The organism is Stenotrophomonas sp. pho (assembly GCF_006228405.1).
Lineage (GTDB): Bacteria > Pseudomonadota > Gammaproteobacteria > Xanthomonadales > Xanthomonadaceae > Stenotrophomonas > Stenotrophomonas sepilia.
In genome coordinates this window covers 1349441-1366645 of sequence record NZ_CP029759.1, presented here as the reverse complement: position 1 = coordinate 1366645, position 17205 = coordinate 1349441, and the positions used below count along the sequence as shown (strand labels likewise).

Here is a 17205-nt window from a genome sequence, read left to right as displayed (position 1 = left end):
CCGAACGACCCTGCATCGGGCTTAAACTGGCTGGCTTGCCCACCATCAACCGCACGCCGCCGCGGCCGATACCCGTGGTTTGCCGTACGCAGTCAGAGATCGACGTGGAACCACCTCAACTGGACGATGCCAGCCAGCCGCTGGCCGAGGCCTGGCAGCACTGCCTGCAACAGGCCGGCCCGGCCGCCACCGCGCTGCTGCACGCCGCCGCAACCGATGCCCCGCCGGCGCTGGCCCAACGCTTCTACGAAGTGCTGTTGCAGGACGGGCGTGCACGCCGCTTCCTGTCCCACGATCAGGTCAAGCAACGCCTGCAACCGGCCATGCAGCGCTGGCTGGTGCAGCTGCTGACCACTGATGCCGACGGCATTGCCGCCACCGTTGCCTCGCAACGCGTGATCGGCGATGTGCATGCCCGGGTCGGCATTCCGGTCGACCTGGTCACCCGCGGCGCGCGCGTACTCAAGCACGAGCTGTTCGTGCGCCTGCGCGACGACGCGCCCGACAGCGCCACCGCGTTCGCCGCCATCGACTGCCTCAGCGCGATCATGGACATCGCCATGGAAGGCATGACCTTGGCCTACACCCATGCACGTGAGCGCTCCACCCGTGCCGATGCTGCCTACCGGCTGTTCTCGCTGGTGCAGAATGTCGGTACCGAACGCGAGCGCCAGCGTGCACTGCTGCTGGACTGGGAGAACGCCCTGCTCTACGCACTCGCCGGCCACGTGCAGGCCGGCGAAAGCGCCAGCCTGGCGACCTCGGAATTCGGCCTGTGGTTCACCCACAAGGGCATCCCCAGCTTCGGCGAGAGCAGCGAAACCCAGCAGGTCGGCCAGCTGATGGCCCGCATCGACGGCAACCTGCAGCGGGCAAGCAATGACACCCCGGCGCAACGACTGGCGGTGCTGCCGGCCATTCGCGAGGACCTGGCCGCCATCCGTACCCTGATGACGCTGTTGTTCGAACGCATCGGTGAACTGGATGCCGGCAGCGATGCCCTGACCAACCTGCTCAACCGCCGCTTCCTGCCTACCGTGCTGCGCAGGGAGATCGAGCTGGCCACGCGCAATCGCACGCCGTTCTCGCTGCTGCTGCTCGACCTGGATCACTTCAAGGCGATCAACGACGGCCACGGCCACGATGCCGGCGACCGCGCGTTGCAGCACGTCGCCGGCCTGCTCGGCCAGCTGACCCGCGGCAGCGACTACCTGTTCCGCTACGGCGGCGAGGAGTTCGTGGTGGTGCTGGTTGCCGCCAGTGAGTCACAGGCCTCGGTGATCGCCGAGAGCCTGCGCCGGCAGATCGCGCAGTCGCCAGTGGCACTGGCCAACGGCCAGGTTCTGTCGCTGACTGCCAGCATCGGCGTGGCCGGCCATGATGGCCACCCGGACTACGAACGGTTGATGGCACGTGCCGACGCGGCGATGTACGAGGCCAAGCGCAGCGGCCGCAACCGCGTGGTGGTGGCCAGCGGGGACCTGCAGGAAGCCCCGGGCCGGCGTGCGTTGCAGCGATGACGACAGGACAGGTAGAGTCGACCGCTGGTCGACTATCGCGCGCAGCGCGGAATTTTTCGCACGCGGGGCGAAGAGCAGTCGACTGACAGTCGACTCTACCGACAGTCGACTTTACCGGTCCGCGCGCCAGCCGATGCATTGAACGCCACCACTCCCCACCCCGCCCACCACAGCAGCGCCAGCAACGCGATGCCTGCACCCAGCAGGCACACGGCAGGCCAGCCGTGCCAGGCCTGCATCCAGGGCCCGGCAGCCGCACCGGCACCACTACCCACCGCATAGAACAGCATGTACAACGCCACCAGGCGCCCATGCTGTTCCGCCGGTGCACGCAGCAACAATGCCTGGTTCGAAACATGTAGTGCCTGGCCGCCGAGGTCGAGCACGATCACGCCCAGCAGCAGCAACGACAGCGACTGCGGCAGGCCCAGCAGCGGCCACCACGCAACCAGCATCAACAGCAGCGCGCCAAGACTGACCCGATCGGCAAAACCGCGGTCCATCCAGTGCCCGACCCGCGACGCCATCAATGCACCTGCCACCCCGGCCAGGCCGAGCGCACCGATGGCCGCAGTGGACCACTGCAGCGGCGGGGCCGACAGCGGCAAGGGAGCCGCCGCCCAGAACACGTTGAGTCCGGCAAACAGCAGCAATGCCAGCGGACCACGCTCGCGCAGCGTTCGATCCCGGCGCAGCATGCCCAGCATCGAGCCCAGCAGGTCGAGCCACCGCGGCGGTACCGCGGGTATCGGCACGGCCGGCAGGCGCCGCCACAGCAGTACGGCCAGGGCTGCCATCAGCGCTGCCGACAGCAGATAGACCGCTTGCCAGCCGGCAATGGCCGCCACCGTGCCGGACAGCACGCGCGCCAGCAGCAGCCCGATGAACACCCCACCCTGCACCACCCCCACCACGCGTCCGCGCTGCACGGCCGGAGCCATCGCTGCCGTATAGGCGATCAAGCCTTGGGTCAGCGCGGTGCCCAACAGCCCGGCCAGCAGCATGCCAGACAACAGCCAACCGGCCGTGCGTGCCGCTGCCAGCCACAGCAGGGCCGCCACCAGTGCCGCCAGCTGCAGCCGCAGCAGGCGCCGCCGGTCACCGCGATCAGCCAGCGGCAGCAACCCGAGCAATGCCAGCACGCTGCCGGCCTGGGTCGCGGCCAACACCGCGCCGGCAACCGCCCGTTCCAGCGCGAAGGCGTGTACAAGCTGATCCAGCAGCGGCTGCGCGTAATAGACGTTGGCAACGCTGGCGCCGGCGGCAACCGCAAGCAGCACCAGCAGGGGGCGTGGAATCGGCATGGCATTCGTCATCTAGTTTCATATTGAAACCAGATGCAGGCTAGCCACTTTGGTTTTAAACTGCAACCACATTCGGAGGCCACAGCATGCACGCCAACAGCCCCTGCCCCGTTGCCCGCAGCGCCGACCTGCTCGGTGATCGCTGGGCACTGCTGGTGATCCGCGATGCCTTCGACGGCGTCCGCCGCTTCGGCGACTTCCAGCGCAGCCTGGGCGCCGCCCGCAACATCCTCAGCGATCGCCTGCGCAGGCTGGTCGAGGCCGGCATCCTGCAACTGCAACCGGCCTCCGACGGCTCGGCCTACCAGGAATACGTGCTCACCGCCGCGGGCCAGGCGCTGTTCCCGGTGCTGGTCGCGCTGCGCCAATGGGGTGAACGCCATCGCTTCGGTGCAGACGAAGCTCATTCGCAGCTGATCGAATCCAGCACGCGGCGACCGCTGCCGTACATGCAGCCGCGCGGGCGCGACGGTCGGCCCCTGCAGGCCGCCGCCACCCGTGTGCGCAAGTTCAGGGACGACGGGCACAGCGCCTGACCCGCCCATTCGCGCACACCGCGACCCGGTCGCGCCGGTTAGCATCGGATGTTTCCGCCGCCGGACAACGACGATGTCGCGCTATCGCCCTTCCCTGATGACCGCCCTGCTGCTGCCGTTGCTGGCCTGCAGCGCCGGAACCACGCAGGCCCGCGAGGTTGCCGCGCCCGCCGACCACGTGCAGGCCGATGGCCCCTATGTGTTCCGCCAGGGCGACCGGGTGCAGGCCAAGTGGATCTGCGCCGACAAGGTCGAATCGCGCACGCTTGCCTCCGGGGCAACAGGGACCGATATCGCACCGCGCTGCGGCTACGAACACACCGTGCATGTGGCTGCGCCGAATGCAGCCTCGGTCTCGGTGCTGCCGGCCACACCGCGCATCGTCGCGCTGTCCGACATTCACGGCCAGTACGGGTTGCTGGTGCGCCTGCTGCGTGCCCATCACGTGATCGACGCGGAGGATCGCTGGGCGCTGGGCAAGGACACGCTGGTCATCGCCGGCGACGTGTTCGACCGCGGCCCGCAGGTGACCGAGGCGTTCTGGCTGCTCTACGGCCTGCAGCAGCAGGCGGCCGCCGCCGGTGGCGCCGTGCACTTCGTGCTCGGCAACCACGAAACCATGGTGCTGTACGACGACCTGCGCTACGTCAACCCCAAGTACCTGCGCAGCGCCCAGCTGCTGGGCCGCAGCTACCCGCAGCTGTATGGCGCCGACTCGGTGATCGGGCAGTGGCTGCGCACCCGACCGGTACTGCTGAAGATCGGCGATACCCTGTTCCTGCACGGCGGCATCTCGCCCGAGGCGGTGCAGCTGGCGCTGGACCCGGCACGCACCAACGCGGCCTACCAGGCCTCGCTGGGCCTGCCCAAGGCCGAAGTGAAGGCCGACCCGGCCACCGCACCGCTGTATGACGGCAAGACCAGCCCGATCTGGTACCGCGGCTATTTCGATGGCCGCCTCGACACCGCGGGTGTGCAGGCTGTGCTCGACCGCCTGCAGCTCAAGCGCATCGTGGTTGGCCATACCTCGATGCCGCACGTCAGCAGCTTCCACGGCGACCGCGTGATCGCCATCGACAGCAGCATCAAGAACGGCGAGAACGGCGAACTGCTGTTCATCGAGGGTGGCAAGCTCAGCCGTGGCCTGCTGGATGGTTCGCGGGTGCCGCTGGCGCTCGGTGAGCCGGGCCTGCAGGACTGAATGGAGGGACAGCGCGACGGTGCCGGGAGGTGCCGGCGCGCTCCACCTACAGCCGGTTTGCGGCTACCCTCGGCAGCCGAGAGGCCCACCCCGTCCATCCGGTGGGCCTGACCGTTACAGGAGCCCCGCGCATGCGCGTTCTGATTGCTGAAGACGACCCGGATATCGCCTCCGGCCTGTGCGCCTCGCTGCGCCGGCAGGGGCACGTGGTCGACCACGTCGACAACGGTGCGCACGCCGATGCTGCACTGGGCTCGACGCAGTACGCGCTGCTGGTACTGGACCTGGGGCTGCCGCAGCTGGATGGCCGCGACGTGCTGCAGCGCCTGCGCCAGCGTGGTGATGGCCTCGCAGTGCTGGTGGTGACCGCCCGTGACGGCCTGGCCGAGCGCGTGCGTGTGCTCGACCTGGGTGCCGATGACTACCTGGTCAAGCCGTTCGCGCTGGACGAGTTCGAAGCGCGCGTGCGCGCCCAGCTGCGCCGGGTCACCAGCAATGGCAACCCGGACCTGCGCATCGGCCGCCTTCGCATCGACCTGGCCGGGCATCGGGTGTGGATCGACGACCAGTCGCTGGAACTGACCGCACGCGAGTTCGGCCTGCTGTCGGCACTGGCAGTGCGCGCCGAGCGCATCGTGTCACGCGCGCAGTTGGTGGAAGCGCTGTGCGACTGGGGCCAGGACCTGACCGACAACGGCCTGGACATCGCCCTGCACCGCCTGCGCCGCAAGCTGCAGCCCGGCGGCATGGGCATCCGCACCGTGCGCGGGCTGGGCTACATGCTGGAAGACGCCCAGGACGACAGCACCCCGTGATCAGTGGACCGCCCAGCCTGCGCCGGCGCCTGCTCGCCTTCCTGGCGCTGCCGATGCTGGGTCTGCTCACCTTCAACACGATCCTGGCCTATTACGTTGCGCTGGACTATTCCAACCGCATCCACGACCGCAACCTGATCGACGACACGCATTCGTTCGCGCAGATGCTGAGCACCATGCCGGTGACCAGCGACCTGTCGCCGCAGGCACGCTTCCTGATCGAGTACGACCCCGACGGCCATCGCTACTTCAACGTCGACAGCAGCCGCATGGGGACGCTCAGCGGCAATGCCGACTTCAGCCCGTATGCCCCTTCGCAGGACTGCACCGGCGTGCATCCGGCCCTGTACGACGGCAACCTCAATGGCCAGCAGGTGCGCATGGCCACGGTCTGCACGCAGGCGATGAACGATCCGCAGGACCAGCTGGCGGTGACCGTGGCCGAGAGCATGGCCGACCGCCGACAGCGGGCGCGCGAGATCCTGATGATCATCATCCCGCTGATGACCATGCTGGCGCTGGGCACCGCAGCACTGGTCTGGTTCGGCGTGACCTACGGCCTGCGCATCCTCACGCCGCTGAGGACCCGCCTGGCGCAGCGCCGTGGCGAACTGGCACCGATCTCCGACGCCGACGTACCGGAGGAGATCCAGCCACTGATCAGCACCATCGACGATCTGTTTGCCCGCCAGGCGGAAATGATCACCCTGCAGAACCGCTTCATCGCCGATGCCGCGCACCAGCTGCGTTCGCCGCTGGCGGGCATGGCCCTGCACGTGGACCAGGCGCTGGCACACGGTGACCCGATACGGTGCGCGAGGCGCTGCAGCACATCCGCCGGCTCAATCAGCGCACTGCCCGGGTCAGCACCCAGCTGCTGGCGCTGAGCCGGGCGCAGACCGTGCCCGATACCGTGGAAGCACTGGATCTGTGCGAGCTGGTGCCGCAGTGGGTTGGCATGCGCGTGCCGGAGGCGATCCGCGATGGCATCGACCTCGGCTACCGCGGCAGCCCCCATCCGCTGCGTGTACTTGGCAACGGCGCCATGCTGCAGGAGGCGCTGGACAACCTGATCGACAACGCCCTGCGTTATGCCGGCCGCAATGCGACCGTCACGGTGGGCGTGCACGCGCTGGACGACAATGATGTCGAACTCTATGTGGAAGACAACGGCCCCGGCGTGCCCGACGACGTGATGCCACGGCTGGGCGAGCGCTTCTTCCGGGCGCCGGGCACCGCTGCCAGCGGCACCGGCCTTGGCCTGGCCATCGCGCACGAGGCGGTGGAGCACTTCGGCGGCCGCCTGAGCTTTCTGAACCGCCCGGGCGGGGGCCTCAAGGTCGCCATCATGCTGCCGCGGCTGAAGGCCCCCTGACCCGGCCCGGCGCGCTGAAAGGCTGGTGAAAATCGCGCTTGCGATCCTGCCATCCCCACTGCCGTCCCGGAGCCGCCAGGTGACCGAATCGCACGACTTCTTCCTCCCCGGTGGCCCCCAGGGCGTGCTGCTGGTCCATGGCCTGACCGGCACCCCGGCGGAAATGCGCATGCTGGGCAAGGGCTTGAACAATGCCGGCTTCACGGTGCACGGCGTGCAGCTGCCCGGCCATTGCGGCACCGTGGATGACCTGCTGGCGACCACCTGGGAACAGTGGTACCAGGGCGTGGAAGATGCGACGGCCGCCCTGCGCGGCAAGGTCGACCAGCTGTTCGTGGGTGGCCTGTCGATGGGCGCGGTACTCTCGCTGGCGTTGGCGGCACGTCGCCCGGAGTGGGTGTCCGGCGTCGGCGTGTACGGCGCCACGTTCCGCTACGACGGCTGGAACATACCCGCTGTCGCCCGCCTCTCGTTCCTGCTGCCGTGGTTCAAGCGCTTCAACATCGGCCGCGACCGCATGTTCATGGAAGAACCGCCGTACGGCCTGCGCGACGAGCGCCTGCGCGCGCAGGTCAGCGCCGCCATGCTGTCCGGCGACAGCGCGGCGGCAGGCCTTCCGGGCAATCCCTGGCACGCGCTGGCCGAGATGCGTGCGCTGAGCAACTGGACCCGCCGCCACCTGCACCAGGTCACCGCCCCGTGCCTGGTGATGCACGCGCGCGAAGACGACGTGGCCAGCATAGGCAATGCCGAACTGGTGATGTCGCGGGTCAGTGGCCCGAAGGAACTGGTGGTGCTGGAGGACAGCTACCACATGATCACGATCGACCGCGAACGCCGCGAGGTGATCCGCCGCAGCGCGCGCTTCTTCACCGGGATCGGTGAACGCAGCGGCGTCCTCAAGGCGGTGGCCTGAGATGGGGGCACTTGCCACGCTGCTGTGGCTGACCAATGTCGTGCTCGATACCGGTGGCCAGCTCGCCTTCAAGGCCGCCGCCAGCGACCCGCAGGAGGGCGAGGGACTGCAGCGCTGGAAGCACATGCTCAGCCGCCCCTGGCTGTGGATCGGCATCGCCTGTTACGTGCTTGAGTTCGTCGCCTGGATCGCCTTCCTGTCACTGGTTCCGCTGTCCAAGGGCGTGCTGCTGGGCTCGATCAACATCGTGGCGCTGATGATCGCCGGCCGCATCCTGTTCCGCGAGAAGCTCACGCCATTGCGGGTGACCGGGATGCTGCTGGTCACAGCAGGCGTGGCGGTGGTGGGGGCCGGCTCATGAGGCGCCTGTATGTGATCGGCTTCCCCCTGCTGATGGCCTTCGACACCCTGGCCCAGCTGTGCTTCAAGTACGCCGGCGATGCTGCGCTGCCGGTCGAGGCCAACACCACCTGGCTGCTGCGCGTGCTGTCGCAACCATGGGTGTACGGCGCCATCCTCGGCTACGTGGGTGCGTTCTTCACCTGGATGAGCCTGCTGCGGCATGCGCCGATCGGCCCGGCATTCGCGGCCTCGCACCTGGAAGTGATCAGTGTGCTGCTGCTGTCGGCCTGGCTGCTGAAAGAGCCGCTCACCCTGCACCACCTGGTCGGTGCGGTACTGATCGTGGCCGGCATCGTCTGCCTCGGCCGCGCGGAAGCGGACGACCCGCACAGCCCCGCCGAAAGCACCTCGTGAGCGGGCTGCGATGAGCCTGTTCGCGCGCGAACTGCCACCGACCGCCGGCCTGCCGATGCAGGCCAGCGACTTCCTTCCCGGTGGTGGTGACCTGCGCGGGATCCTGGCCAACCAGCTGGGCACGCCGCCGCTGCAGCTGACCTGTTCCGGCACGCACGCGCTGCTGATCGCCCTGCGCACCTTGCGCAAGCGCGCACCCAGGCGCGACACAGTGATCATGCCGGCCTACACCTGCCCGCTGGTGCCGATCGCGGTGCACAGCCTCGGCCTGCGCGTGCAGCTGTGCGATACCCGGCGCGGCCACTTCGACTTCGATCCCGGCCAACTCGAACGGTTGGCCGATGCGCGTACGTTGGCCATCCTGCCAACCCACCTCGGCGGTCGCATCGCCGATGTCGAACGGGCCTGCGACATCGCCCGCAGCGCCGGCGCCTGGGTCATCGAAGATGCCGCACAGGCGCTGGGCGCACGGGTGGGCAACAGCAGTGTCGGCCTGCGTGGCGACATCGGATTCTTCAGCCTGGCCGCCGGCAAGGGGCTGAGCCTGCACGAAGGCGGCCTGCTGGTCAGCCGCGATGACGAACTGCGCGCCGAACTGGCCGAGCATGCCGCCGAACAGGTGCGCTTCAACCTGCGCTGGGAGCTGCTTCGCAGTGTGCAGCTGCTTGGCCTTGCCGCCTGCTATCGCCCCTCGCTGCTGTCGCTGGTGTACGGCAATCCGCTGCGCAGCGCACTGCAGCGTGGCGATCTGGAAGACGCGGTCGGTGACATTTTCCCGCTGGACATACCGCAGCACCGGGTCAGTCGATGGCGACAGAACATCGGTGCCCATGCCGCGCGGCGATTGCCGGCGTTCCTGCAGGCCGGGCGCCTGCGCGCACTGCAGTTGCGCGTGCAGCTGGCACAACTGCCAGCGGTGGAGGTGGTCGATGGCTTGGCCGGCACCGGCGGCACCTGGCCGATGCTGATGCTGCTGCTGCCCAGCCAGCGCGCGCGCGATGCCGCGCTGGACGACCTGTGGCCGCGCGGCCTCGGTGCCAGCCGCATGTTCATCCATGCCCTGCCCGACTACGCCTACCTGCGTGGCATCGTGCCGCAGGAGGACGTGCCCAATGCACGTGACTTCGCCGCACGCATGCTCACCCTTGGCAACAGCGCCTGGCAGACCCGTGAGGAAACGGGCGAAATACTGCAGGTCCTAGCCCGCGCCTGACCCGCACGTGCATGCGTGGCCTGCGCTCCGCGCATTCATCCATGTACTTTCCTGAACGCTTTCCCAGCCCGTCAAAAGCGCCTTTCAACAGGAAAGGAACGAGAAAGGCGGCCTGCCTACATTGAGCCTGCCCGGCAATGTGCCGGACGCCTTTCTCATCGACGGACCTGCCCATGCATTGGAGCATCCTGTGTGACTTCGACGGCACCATCAGCCTCGAAGATGTCATCGACTCGCTGCTGGAAAAGTACGGCCAACCGGGCTGGCAGGAACTGGAAGACCAGTGGAAGGCGGGAAAGATCGGCTCGCGTGAATGCATGCAGGGCCAGGTGCGGCTGCTGGAACTGGATCCGGCCACGCTTGATGCCCATCTGGACCAGGTGCAGATCGATCCAGGTTTCGTCGCCTTCGTCGCTCGCACCGAGCAGCTGGGCCTGCCACTGCGCATCGTCAGCGACGGCCTGGACTATGCGATCCATCGCATCCTCGCCAACCACGGCCTGGCGCAGCTGCCGGTGGTGGCCAACCACCTGCGCTGGTGCGATGACCACTGGGAACTGGAATCGCCCTACCAGGCCGAAGGCTGCCGCAGTGGCACCTGCAAATGCGCCTGCGCCGCGCAGGCGCGCGCCAACGAAGCACCGCGCGTGCTGATGATCGGCGACGGCAGCTCGGACTTCTGCGTGTCCGAAGACGCCGACTTCGTGTTCGCCAAGCGCCGCCTGATTACCCATTGCACGAATGCCGGCATCGAGCATGCCGCCATCGACACCTTCCACGATGCAATCGCACTGCTGCCGCGCTTGCTCGATGGCAGCCTGCTGCAGCCACGTCGCCTCGACGCCAGCCCGCAGCCCGCCGCACTGCCCCTGCTGCTTGCCACCGCCTGAGCACTCCCTTCCAGGCGCGCTCCCCTGTTACCCCTTTCGAACGTCCTTCACGGAACCGAACTGCATGAATATTTTTGACAAGAACGCCGACGCCGCTGCCTCCGATGCGCAGCTGCTGGCCGACGAAGCCCGCTACAGCTCCTTCGGCGACACCGTCCACTACGTCGATCCGCCGAAGATCTTCCAGCGCGGCGAAGGCAGTTACATGTTCGACGGCGCGGGCGTGCCCTACCTCGACCTGCAGATGTGGTACTCGGCGTGCAACTTCGGCTACAGCAACAAGCGCCTGAACGATGCACTGAAGGACCAGATCGACACCCTGCCGCAGGTCGCCAGCCAGTACCTGCACCCGACCCGCGTGCAGCTGGCCAAGACCATTGCCGTGGACATGCACGAGAAGTTCGGCCTCGACGGCCGCGTGCACTTCAACGTCGGCGGTGCGCAGGCCATTGAAGACTCGCTGAAGATCGTGCGCAACGCGCGCGGCGGCAAGAGCCTGATGTTCGCCTTCGAGGGCGGCTACCACGGCCGCACCCTGGGTGCGTCGTCGATCACCTCCAGCTATCGCTACCGCCGCCGCTACGGCCACTTCGGCGAGCGCGCGATGTTCATCCCGTTCCCGTACCCTTTCCGTCGCCCGAAGGGCATGACCCCGGACGAGTACTCCGACCACTGCGTGTGGCAGTTCGAGCGTCTGTTCGAAAGCGAGTACAACGGCGTGTGGGATCCCAAGGTCGGCCAGGCCGAGTACGCCGCGTTCTACGTCGAGCCGATCCAGGGCACCGGTGGCTACGTCATCCCGCCGCGCAACTTCTTCACCGGCCTCAAGCGCGTGCTGGACAAGTACGGCATCCTGATGGTCGTCGATGAAATCCAGATGGGCTTCTGGCGCACCGGCAAGCTGTGGTCGATCGAGCACTTCGGCGTGACCCCGGACGTGCTGGTGTTCGGCAAGGCGCTGACCAACGGCCTGAACCCGCTGTCGGGCCTGTGGGCGCGCGAAGAGCTGATCAACCCGACCGTGTTCCCGCCGGGCTCCACTCACTCCACCTTCAATTCCAACCCACTGGGCACCCGCCTGGGCCTGGAAGTGCTGAAGCTGGGCAAGGAAATGGATTACGAGCGCACCGTGCCGGAAAAGGGCGCGTACTTCCTCGACGGCCTGCGCGGCCTGCAGAAGCGCCACCCGGAAATCGGCGACGTCGACGGCCTGGGCCTGGCGCTGCGTGCGGAAATCTGCCAGGCCGACGGCTACACCCCGAACAAGGAGCTGCTGGACCGCATGGTCGACATCGGCCTGGCCGGTGACCTGCTGCACGACGGCAAGCGCATGGGCCTCGTGCTCGACGTGGGTGGCTGGTACAAGAACGTGATCACCTTCGCGCCGTCGCTGGACATCAGCTACGAAGAAATCGACCTGGCGATCACCCTGCTCGACCAGGCGCTGACCAAGGCCAAGGGCTGAGGTCGATGCGCTGCCGGTTCCCGTGCCGATGGAGATGACGTCATGCCCCTCCAGCACCGCGCTGGAACCGACCGCGCTGCTGGAGGGCTTCCTGGCCCACCCGCCGCTCGGATTCGAGGCAGGCCGCCTTCCCAGCGGCCTGCCGACCTTCCGTGCGCCGCTGGACCTGACCACCACGATGGATGACGAACTGCGCAGCAGGCTGCTCGGCCTGCCGCTGTCGCGCCTGTGGCGGCCGTGGATCACCTGGAAGACGCGCTTCGTCGGTGCCACCAGCACCGAGTACACCCCGCTGCCGGCACACGTTGCCCCGGAGGCGCTGGCTGAGGACGTGACGCGTCACGCGATCGGCGATACCCGGCTGCTGGTGGTGAAGGACCTGGCAGTCGAATCACCGCTGCTGGACGACGCGGCCAACGCACACAGCGGCGCCTTCCTGCAGGCGCTGCTGGCACGCGGCTTCGTCGAACTGGAAGGCATGCCGCTGGCCTGGGTGGCGATCGATTTCGATTCGCTCGACGACTATCTCGGCCGCCTGTCATCCTCGCGCCGCAAGAACATCCGTCGCAAGTTGCGTTCGCGCGATGACCTGCAGATCGACTGCATCGCCACCGGCAACCCGGCCCTGGCCGACCCGCAACTGCAGGCCGAACTGTACGCGCTGTACCTGGACGTATACGCGCAGAGCGCGGTGCATTTCGACCAGCTCGACCTGCCCTATTTCCAGTACCTGCTGGCCGACAGCCAGGGCCAGGGACGGATGTTCCTGTACCGCCACCAGGGCCGGTTGATCGGCTGGAACCTGTGCTACGTGCATGCCGGCAAGCTGGTGGACAAGTACATCGGCCTGGCCTATCCGCAGTCGCGCGAGCACAACCTGTACGCGGTCAGCTGGATGCACAACCTCGAGTACGCGCTGCGGCACGGCCTGAGCCACTACGTGGCCGGCTGGACCGACTCGCGCATCAAGGCCGAACTGGGTGCGCGCTTCACCTCCACCCGGCACGCGATCCACGCACGCTCCCCGCTCCTGCGCGCTGCGCTGCGCAGGCTGGCACCCTATCTGCAGGGCGAACCTGATGGAGGCGGTTGAATGATGCCGTTGCGTTCCCCGCTGATCCTGGACCTGGACGGTGGCGTGCTGCCGCTGCCACAGGCGCAGACCCTGGCCCTGCCGCAGTGGCATGACCCGCTGCGCTTTGCCTGCAGCAATGCCACCCTGGACCGTTTCGCCGCTGACGTGCTGGCACCACTGCCGGCCCAGCTCGGAACCGTCATGCTCGGCAGTGGCGACTTCCACCACCTCAGCCTGCCACTGCTGCGCCGCATGCGCGGGCAGGCCCCGTTCCAGCTGGTTGTGCTGGACAACCATCCGGACAACATGCGGTTCCCGCTCGGCATGCACTGCGGCTCGTGGGTGAACGCCGCCAGCAAGCTGCCGCAGATCTCGCACATCCATGTGCTCGGCATCACTTCCAGCGATATCGGCCTCGGTCATGCCTGGGAGAACCACTGGCGACCGCTGATGGGTGGACGCCTGACGTACTGGTGCATGGACGTGGACGTGGGCTGGGGCCACCGCCTCGGCATGGGCCGTGCGTTCCGACGCTTCGAGCACCCGGAGGCACTGGTCGCCGCGTTCGCCGCCGAGCAGGCCACATCCCCGCAGCCCACCTACCTGTCGATCGACAAGGATGTATTCGCCGAGGACGTTGCGCGCAGCAACTGGGACCAGGGCCGCTTCCAGCTGGAACACGCACTGGTGGTGATCGAAGCACTGCGCGCCGGTGGCCTGGTCGGCAGTGACATCACCGGCGAAGTTTCGCTGGCGAACTACCAGAGCCGCTTCAAGCGCTGGCTGTCGTCGCTGGATGGCCAACCGGACATCAGGGCCGATGATCTTCCCGTCTGGCAGGCGCGTCACCAGCAGGTGAACCGCGAACTGCTGGCGGCAATCGCCGCCGCACCGACGGCCTGCTGACCGCGTCGGCAATGCCGGCCGTTGGCCGGCGTGGCTTCGGTAGTGCCGGCCGCTGGCCGGCAACCCCGTTGTTCCCGGGCTCACAGGAATGCCGGCCAGCGGCCGGCACTACACTGGACTCCCGCCCCGGAGCTCTCGCCATGCCCCAGACCGTCATCCCGCAACTGCGCATGCGCCATGCCGATACCACCCTGCCGTTCTACGTGCAGGGGCTGGGTTTCGTGGTCGACTGGGAACACCGCTTCGAAGCCGGTTTGCCGTTGTTCGCCCAGCTCACCCGCGATGGCCAGACGATCTTCCTCACCGAGCACAGCGGTGACTGCGAGGTCGGCGGCGCGGTGTACTTCATCGTCGACGACGTCGACAGCCTGTACCGCGCCTTCAGCGCCGCCAACGTGCCGATCGAGCAGCCACCGCATGACACCGACTGGGGCAGCCGCGAGATGCTGCTGCGCGACCCCGACGGCAACCGCCTGCGTTTTGCCACCCACCTGGACTGAACAATGCGGACTTGAGGCACATATACGAAACATATATGCTTCGTATATCAACTCCGCCAGGATCGCCCATGGGCATCGTCAACATCGATGACACCCTGCACGACCAGCTGCGCCGTGCCTGCACTGTCTCCAGCCGTTCGATCAACGCCCAGGCCAACTTCTGGATCCGGGTCGGCATGCTGTGCGAAATGAATCCCACGCTGAGCTTCCAGGACATCGTCGCCAGCGAACTGCGGGCTGCCGGCGTGCAGCCGCCGCTGCTGGCACCGGGACAGGTCTGAGCAGATGGCGATCATCAAGCGCCCCGACGAGATCGCGCTGATGGCCGAATCCGGGCGCCTGCTTGCGCAGGTGTTCGCCGCGCTCGACCGGCTGCCACTGCAGGGCCGCAGCACGATGGAGATCAACGATTTCGTCGAACGCATGATCGTTGACGAGCTGCAGGCGCGGCCGGCCAGCAAGGGCCAGTACGGCTTCCCGTACGTGCTCAACGCCTCGATCGACAAGGTGATCTGCCACGGCGTACCCAGCACCACCGACGTGCTGCGTAACGGCCAGATCGTCAACCTCGACATCACCCTGGAGAAGAACGGCTACATCGCCGACTCCAGCACCACCTACTTGGTGGGCGAGGTCGACTACGCCGCGCGCAGGCTGGTGCGGACCGCCTACCAGGCGATGTGGAAAGGCATCGCTGCGGTGCGCCCCGGTGCACGCCTGGGCGACATCGGCCACGCCATCGCCCGCCACGCGCGCAGCCACGGCTACAGCGTGGTGAAGGAATACTGCGGCCATGGCATCGGCCAGGAAATGCACGAGGAACCGCAGATCCTGCACTACGGCCATCCCAACACCGGCAGGGTGCTGGAGGAGGGCATGGTGTTCACCATCGAGCCGATGCTCAACCAGGGCAAGCCGGCCATCCGCCAGCAGCCGGACCAATGGCCGGTCTACACCCGCGACGGCAAGCTGTCGGCGCAGTTCGAGCACACGGTGGCGGTCACCCGCAACGGTGTGCGCGTACTGACCCTGCGCCCCGGCGAAGCGCCATTGTGCGCGGTGGATGCGGCCTAGAGCGGACGCAACAGAAGCACCGTTGCCAGGCAGAACATGAAGATCGCGACGCCCCCATCCAGCACCCGCCAGGCGTCCGGCCTGCGGAACACCGGCTGCAACAGGCGCGCGCCATAGCCCAGCGTGCAGAACCAGGCCACGCTGGCGGCGCACGCACCGGCGGCGAGCGCCCAGCGCAGGTCACCCGGGTAACGCGTGGACAGGCTGCCCAGCAGCACCACCGTATCCAGATAGACATGCGGGTTGAGCAGGGTGAACGCCAGGCAGGTCAGCAGCACCTGCCGTCCGCTGCCGCCCTGCGCCTCGGTGGCGGCCAGTACGCCACCACCGCGCCACGCACGCAGTCCCGCCTGCACGCCATACCAGAGCAGGAACGCCGCACCACCGAAGCGCAGCACCTGCAGCAGCAACGGCCACTGCAGCACCAGCGCGCCCATGCCACCGACGCCGGCCAGGATCAACGCGATGTCCGCGCCGGCGCAGGCCAGCACCACCCTGCCCACATGCCGCTGCTGCAGGCCCTGGCGCAGCACGAAGGCATTCTGTGCGCCGATGGCGATGATCAGGCCGGCACCTGCGAACAGGCCGGCGGCGGTAGCGGCGATCCACATCAGGACAGGCCAGGCAGCGAGGGGACACGCAGGGTGAGGCCAATGGCGATGTTTAGACAATCTGATTATTCTTTATCCTGTGCAGGAAAACTGAAGGGGCACCGGCATGGATCTGGTACATCCACAATTGGCCGCATTCGCTGCGGTGCTGGAAGAAGGCAGCTTCGAGGCTGCGGCACGCCGCCTGTCGATCAGCCCATCAGCACTGTCGCAACGGATCAAGGCGCTGGAAGACAGGCTCGGGCAGGTCCTGGTGGTGCGCCAGGCACCCTGCCGACCGACTGCTGCGGTGGAAGCGCTGCTGCGCCGGGTACGCCCGATGCAGGCACTGGAAGCCGAGGCGCTGGCCGAGCTGCTACCCGAGCGTGGCAACGACGCTACGCGTACGCCCATCCCCCTGGCGGTCAACGACGACTCGCTTGATACCTGGTTCGTGCCCGCCATCGCTGACCTGCACCAGCGCCATGGCTACCTGTTCGACCTGCGCATGGACGACCAGGACCACACCCTGCAGTTGCTGCGCGATGGCAGCGTGCTCGGCGCAGTGACCGCCGAAAGCCAGCCGGTGAAGGGCTGCAACGTGCACCCGCTCGGCGCCATGCGTTACCACGCGATCGCTTCGCCCGGCTTCGCCCGCCAATACTTCAACGATGGCATGCAGGCCGCGGCCCTGGCGCGCGCACCGATGCTGGTGTTCAACCGCAAGGATGAACTGCAATGGCGCTTCGTGCGGCGCCTGACCCGCGCGCGACTGCAGCCGCCGCTACACTACCTGCCCTCTTCCACCGGTTTCGTCGAAGCCGCCGCGTGCGGACTCGGTTGGGGCATGGCCCCGGAAACCCTGGTCGCGCCCGCCGTGCGCGCCGGCCGCGTGGTGGTACTGGAACCCCACCGCTGGCTGGATGTGCCGCTGTACTGGCAACATGCCGCCGTGCGCTCAAGCACGCTGCAGCACATCACCCAGGCGCTGCGCACTGCAGCCAGCGGCACCCTTCGTTGAGGACAATCCGATGACCGCAGACTCGGGCTTCACGCCGCGCGCACTACC

The 17205-nt window shown here is 67.6% G+C and carries 18 protein-coding genes and 1 pseudogene; 17 read left to right on the top strand and 2 right to left on the bottom strand.

What is annotated here, in order from left to right; translation table 11 throughout:
* Nucleotides 1–104 precede the first annotated feature (104 nt).
* Nucleotides 105–1520 (top strand): GGDEF domain-containing protein, encoded by a 1416-nt coding sequence (locus DL544_RS06445; RefSeq protein ID WP_065179787.1) that lies wholly within the window; start codon nt 105–107, stop codon nt 1518–1520.
* A gap of 95 nt (nt 1521–1615) precedes the next feature.
* On the opposite strand, the gene DL544_RS06440 is transcribed toward DL544_RS06445, so the two are convergent.
* Nucleotides 1616–2836, bottom strand: coding sequence for an MFS transporter (locus DL544_RS06440; RefSeq protein ID WP_139726912.1), 1221 nt, complete (start codon nt 2834–2836; stop codon nt 1616–1618).
* Between the two features lie 74 nt (nt 2837–2910).
* Here DL544_RS06440 and DL544_RS06435 point away from each other — a divergent pair, with 74 nt between their 5' ends.
* From DL544_RS06435 to map, 15 genes and pseudogenes are all read left to right on the top strand, one after another.
* Nucleotides 2911–3360 carry a winged helix-turn-helix transcriptional regulator gene (locus DL544_RS06435; RefSeq protein ID WP_065179646.1) on the top strand — a complete coding sequence of 150 codons (450 nt, stop codon included), beginning with the start codon at nt 2911–2913 and terminating at the stop codon, nt 3358–3360.
* A 73-nt stretch (nt 3361–3433) separates the two neighbouring features.
* Nucleotides 3434–4561, top strand: coding sequence for a metallophosphoesterase (locus DL544_RS06430; RefSeq protein WP_065179647.1), 1128 nt, complete (start codon nt 3434–3436; stop codon nt 4559–4561).
* Nucleotides 4562–4692: 131 nt separating this feature from the next.
* Nucleotides 4693–5376 (top strand): response regulator, encoded by a 684-nt coding sequence (locus tag DL544_RS06425; protein WP_005408670.1) that lies wholly within the window; start codon nt 4693–4695, stop codon nt 5374–5376.
* A pseudogene (locus DL544_RS22360) lies at nt 5373–6751 on the top strand (sensor histidine kinase). Before DL544_RS06425 ends, DL544_RS22360 begins: the two are co-directional and overlap by 4 nt.
* A 79-nt stretch (nt 6752–6830) precedes the next feature.
* On the top strand, nt 6831–7667 hold the full coding sequence (locus DL544_RS06415; protein ID WP_139726911.1) for an alpha/beta hydrolase: 837 nt from the start codon (nt 6831–6833) through the stop codon (nt 7665–7667).
* 1 nt (nt 7668) lies between these two features.
* Complete coding sequence (locus DL544_RS06410) at nt 7669–8028, top strand: EamA family transporter (RefSeq protein ID WP_065186714.1); 360 nt, start codon at nt 7669–7671, stop codon at nt 8026–8028.
* Nucleotides 8025–8423, top strand: a complete 399-nt coding sequence (locus DL544_RS06405) for a DMT family transporter (RefSeq protein ID WP_032954032.1) — start codon at nt 8025–8027, stop codon at nt 8421–8423. Before DL544_RS06410 ends, DL544_RS06405 begins: the two co-directional genes overlap by 4 nt.
* Before the next feature lie 10 nt (nt 8424–8433).
* Entirely contained in the window at nt 8434–9636 is a 1203-nt protein-coding gene (locus tag DL544_RS06400) for a DegT/DnrJ/EryC1/StrS family aminotransferase (protein WP_134956316.1), read from the top strand.
* Between the two features lie 173 nt (nt 9637–9809).
* Nucleotides 9810–10526 carry an MtnX-like HAD-IB family phosphatase gene (locus DL544_RS06395; protein ID WP_005415773.1) on the top strand — a complete coding sequence of 239 codons (717 nt, stop codon included), beginning with the start codon at nt 9810–9812 and terminating at the stop codon, nt 10524–10526.
* Between the two features lie 64 nt (nt 10527–10590).
* Complete coding sequence (locus DL544_RS06390) at nt 10591–11991, top strand: aspartate aminotransferase family protein (RefSeq protein WP_005408663.1); 1401 nt, start codon at nt 10591–10593, stop codon at nt 11989–11991.
* A gap of 28 nt (nt 11992–12019) precedes the next feature.
* Nucleotides 12020–13084, top strand: coding sequence for a GNAT family N-acetyltransferase (locus tag DL544_RS06385; RefSeq protein ID WP_139726910.1), 1065 nt, complete (start codon nt 12020–12022; stop codon nt 13082–13084).
* Between the two features lie 3 nt (nt 13085–13087).
* Nucleotides 13088–13972, top strand: coding sequence for an arginase family protein (locus tag DL544_RS06380; RefSeq protein ID WP_139726909.1), 885 nt, complete (start codon nt 13088–13090; stop codon nt 13970–13972).
* A gap of 140 nt (nt 13973–14112) precedes the next feature.
* The gene (locus tag DL544_RS06375) at nt 14113–14472 is read left to right on the top strand and encodes a bleomycin resistance protein (protein WP_053498166.1); all 360 of its coding nucleotides are present in this window, start codon (nt 14113–14115) and stop codon (nt 14470–14472) included.
* A gap of 68 nt (nt 14473–14540) precedes the next feature.
* Nucleotides 14541–14753 carry a ParD-like family protein gene (locus DL544_RS06370; RefSeq protein WP_005415768.1) on the top strand — a complete coding sequence of 71 codons (213 nt, stop codon included), beginning with the start codon at nt 14541–14543 and terminating at the stop codon, nt 14751–14753.
* Between the two features lie 10 nt (nt 14754–14763).
* The gene (map, locus tag DL544_RS06365; RefSeq protein ID WP_176556942.1) at nt 14764–15546 is read left to right on the top strand and encodes a type I methionyl aminopeptidase; all 783 of its coding nucleotides are present in this window, start codon (nt 14764–14766) and stop codon (nt 15544–15546) included.
* On the opposite strand, the gene DL544_RS06360 is transcribed toward map, so the two are convergent.
* Complete coding sequence (locus DL544_RS06360) at nt 15543–16157, bottom strand: LysE/ArgO family amino acid transporter (RefSeq protein WP_139726908.1); 615 nt, start codon at nt 16155–16157, stop codon at nt 15543–15545. The genes map and DL544_RS06360 overlap by 4 nt on opposite strands.
* 106 nt (nt 16158–16263) lie before the next feature.
* On the opposite strand from DL544_RS06360, the gene DL544_RS06355 reads away from it, so the two are divergent.
* Entirely contained in the window at nt 16264–17157 is an 894-nt protein-coding gene (locus DL544_RS06355; protein ID WP_139726907.1) for a LysR family transcriptional regulator ArgP, read from the top strand.
* The last annotated feature ends 48 nt before the right edge of the window (nt 17158–17205 follow it).